This is a genomic window from Deinococcus multiflagellatus (assembly GCF_020166415.1).
Lineage (GTDB): Bacteria > Deinococcota > Deinococci > Deinococcales > Deinococcaceae > Deinococcus > Deinococcus multiflagellatus.
The window spans coordinates 1-3,514 of sequence record NZ_JAIQXV010000044.1; the positions used below are offsets into that span (position 1 = coordinate 1).

At 64.4% G+C, this 3,514-nt stretch carries 3 protein-coding genes; all 3 read right to left on the minus strand.

The features are described from left to right. Positions 1 to 112 precede the first annotated feature (112 nt). Complete coding sequence (locus tag K7W41_RS23115; protein ID WP_224612888.1) at positions 113 to 1,321, minus strand: MFS transporter; 1,209 nt, start codon at positions 1,319 to 1,321, stop codon at positions 113 to 115. Then, a complete protein-coding gene (locus tag K7W41_RS23120) occupies positions 1,318 to 1,683 on the minus strand; it encodes an ArsR/SmtB family transcription factor (protein WP_224612890.1) in 366 nt (121 codons plus the stop codon). The genes K7W41_RS23115 and K7W41_RS23120 overlap by 4 nt, the downstream gene beginning before the upstream one ends. Positions 1,684 to 1,767: 84 nt before the next feature. Then, positions 1,768 to 3,459 (minus strand): IS1182 family transposase, encoded by a 1,692-nt coding sequence (locus K7W41_RS23125; RefSeq protein WP_224612892.1) that lies wholly within the window; start codon positions 3,457 to 3,459, stop codon positions 1,768 to 1,770. Positions 3,460 to 3,514 lie beyond the last annotated feature (55 nt).

Genomic DNA, 3,514 nt, shown 5'->3' on the forward strand with positions numbered 1-3,514 from the left:
CTATAAGATTCTGTTGGCAAAGTCAGGATTGGGGGTTGAGACCTGATGTCAACAGTGGGAACAGGCACAGCCTGTTCCCACTGACCCCGCCCTGCTGCTCCCCTTCTCCTCGTCAGGACGCGCGCTGAGCCACCGCGCCCCGGTGGGTCCACCAGATACTGGCCAGCAACACCAGCGCCAGTCCCCCGCCCACCAAAAAGGCCTGTCCGGGCAACTGCGTGCCCAAAAACCCCGCCACTGGATACGCGAACGCCCACCACAGGTGACTCCACGCAAAGTGCGCCCCGTACACCCGGCCCTGCGCGGCCTCCTCCGTTCGTTCCGCCAGCAAGGTCTCCGTTGGCAGGTTCACCCAGTTCTGCCCCACCCCCGCCAGCAGCCAGAACACCATCAGCCCCCCCAGTGGCAGCAGGTCCCCCGGCACAATCGCCAGACTGGTCACCACCGCCCCCAGGGCAATAAAGCGCGTCAGCGGCACCCGTTTCCCGGCTGCGCCCACGGCCAGCGAGGCCAGGGCTGCGCCCAGGCCAAATGCCGCCATCACCCAGCCATACTGCGCTTCGCCCAGGTTCAGGCCCCCCTGTACGCGCGAGACGGTCACGGTCAGAATCAGGGCGCCGGTCACGGCGGCCACCAGTTCCATCAGCAGCGCGAACCGGATGGGGGGGTCCCGCCACAGGCGGGCCGTGCCGTCTTTGACATCCGCCAAGGTGCTGCGGTCCACCGGCTGGTCACTGGCCCGCAGGGCCGGGAGGGTCAGCATCAAGAGCCCGGCGAGCAGAAAGCTCGCCGCGTCCACCAGGAACAGCGCGCGGGTGCCCAGCACGGCGGCCAGGACCCCGGCGAGACCGGGGCCCACGATGCCCAGCACTTCGGTGGTGGCGCTCGACAGGGCAAAGGCCGGTCGGGCGTCGTCACGCCCGACCACCAGCGGCACGGTGGCCTGGTTGGTGGGGGTGAAAAAGGCCGTCAGGGCATTCAGGAGAAACATCAGCACGTAGATTTGCCAGACCTGCGTGACCAGGAACATCCCCAGCATCACCAGCAGCCGCCCGAAATGACAGGCGACCAGGACGGTGCGGCGGTTCACCCGGTCGGCCAGGACCCCAGCCAGGGGACTGAGCAGCACAAAGGCACTGACCCGCAGGGTCAGGGCGATGGCCAGCACCGCTGGGGCCTGCTGTGGCCCCGCGAGTTGGGCCGCGAGCAGCGCCAGACCGACCCAGGTGAGGGCGTCCCCGATCTGGCTGACGGTCTGGGCGGTATACAGCCGGGCGAAGAGGGGATTGCGCAGCGCACTGAAGAGCACCAGGGCGTTCAATGGACACTTCCCACGCTGGTCTCCACCTGAGGATGGTCGGGCAACCCCAACCGGGTATGTTGGGCGTGGCTGAAGGCTTCTTGCAGCAGGGTAATGAGGTGGGTATCGGCCAGTTGGTAATACACGTGGGTGCCGTCCCGGCGGGCCTGAACCAGGCCCGCGCCACGCAACACGTTCAGGTGACGGCTGACGGTACTTTGCGGGACAGCGAGTGCTTCAACCAGTGCGGACACGCTCAATTCGCCGATGATCAGGCGCAGAAGAATCTGAACCCGGATGGGTTCAGACAGGGCCTTGAACAGGGTGGTGACCTGCCACAGGTCGTCGCTGTGGGGTGGAACCGCCAGGGGATGATGGTGCATCGGTCCAACCTACCATATTCATTCGTCTATTCGGATAAACGAAAGGAAGAGGGCGTGGTGGTGCCCAGGGCCACGTTGACGCTTTCAGGTTGAACAGAGCGCTCGAGTGGTTTGCGATGCTGACGGTGACGCCCGGTGGAGCCGTGCAAACCGTGCAGTGCGTGTGGGGCCACGGGGCCGCTCCCGTCGCCAGTCATCCAATCGCAGCAGATTCAAGGCCGCGGCGGTGCTGCTGAGTTGCAGCTGAAGTTTGGCGTGGCCTCGGTAGCGGGCATGGCGAAGGTCAAGCCGCCGAACGGCTTGCGAGAACGTCGCTTCGATGCCACTTCTCAGGGCGTAGAGCGGTGCGTGGGCACCGCTGTCGTGGGCCTGGCGTGCCTCCTGCAACGCCTGAAATTCAGGCTCCCGTCGTAGCAGCAGATTCCGGCCCCCCTTGGTCCGGTCGGCACGGGTGCATTGGGCGCGAACCGGACAGCGTTCACAAATTCGCCGCCGGAATTCAACCAGGATGACCGGTGTGCCCACAGAATCGACTGTTTCGACCCAGGATTTGTTCAGGTAGCGTTGTGGGCACAGCACGTCTTTCCGCTCCCAGTCGATGATGAAGTCCTTGTGGGTGAACGCCCCTTCGGTGCGTTCCTGCCAGTTCATGCGCCGCTGGGGTGGCCCGATCAGTTGAATCTGTTGTGCCCGGCTGCTGGTGATGAGCGCGGCGCTGATATAGCCCGCATCTACCAGATGAATGCTGGGCACCAGCGTGCGGGCTTGCAACTGCGTGTGGATGGTGGGCAGCGCGACCGAATCCTGCTGTGGGGCCGGGGCCAGGTGAACATTGGTGACCAGCTCAGGGGCGTCGCGCTCGCAGGTTTCGCTGAAATGCACCCGGTAGCCTTGCCACCTCAACGAGTTTTTCGTGGAGAAGCGGGTGTCCGGGTCGTAGGGCGACGCGGGCCGTTCGCTGGCGGGAATGTCAGTGGACCAAGCGGTCCACTTGAGCGGCTGTTTCATTCCGTCTCCCTCAAATTGCTGCGCCCAGATGAGCCGCAGCGTACACACCTTCGGTAAATCAGTGAGATGGACGGCGGCTGGCTGTGCCAGCCGCGCCAAGAGTTGCAGGCCGTCGAGGCCAATCTCCACCGCGTACTGTTCGCGTTTCGCTTCCCCGCGAGGGAGCCGACCTTCTTCGACGCGGTGGCCGTACCGTTTCACCAGTTCGTCGGACAGATGGGGTCGGAGCCAATCGGGGTCAACCGCGGCCAGTTCGTTCAGCGCTGCGCGCAGGGTTTCGGCAATCAGCTCCAGACGGGTCAACCGCCGAACGGCACCGATGACGTGCGTGGAGTCGGTGCGTTGTTTGCCTCCAGCCCGGAGCCAACCGTGCTGAACGAAGTGCGCGAGCAGCCGGTCGAGCAGGAGTCCCTCCTGCTCATGCGCCACCAACCGCGTGCGAAACTCGCTGAGCACACTGTAGTGAAAGCCGGAGTCAGTCAGGGCCAAGCCCAGGGCATATTTCCAGTCCAGGCGACTTCGTACCGCATCAGCTGCTTGTCGGTCGGGCAGCCCTTCCAGAAACTGGAATACGGTGACCAGGCCCAGCCGCCACGGGGCGAGGGCAGGTCGGCCTTGTGGCGGAAAGAGCGGGGCAAAATCAGCATCTTGGTACAGGACGCCCAATTCGTCGCGCAGGCGCAGATAGAAGTTGCCTTTGGGAAACGCCGCCTGAGCGATGCGTGCGGTTTCCGTCGGAATATCGCCTATCGGGGTGGGGCGTAACATGCTGCATTTTGCGCCTTTTCTGACTTTGCCAACAGAATCTTACAGTTGTCACGGC

Coding starts and splice junctions, on each gene's coding strand:
- K7W41_RS23120 (WP_224612890.1), bottom strand. CDS start 1,683: ATGCACCATCATCCCCTGGCGGTTCCACCCCACAGCGACGACCTGTGG.
- K7W41_RS23125 (WP_224612892.1), bottom strand. CDS start 3,459: ATGTTACGCCCCACCCCGATAGGCGATATTCCGACGGAAACCGCACGC.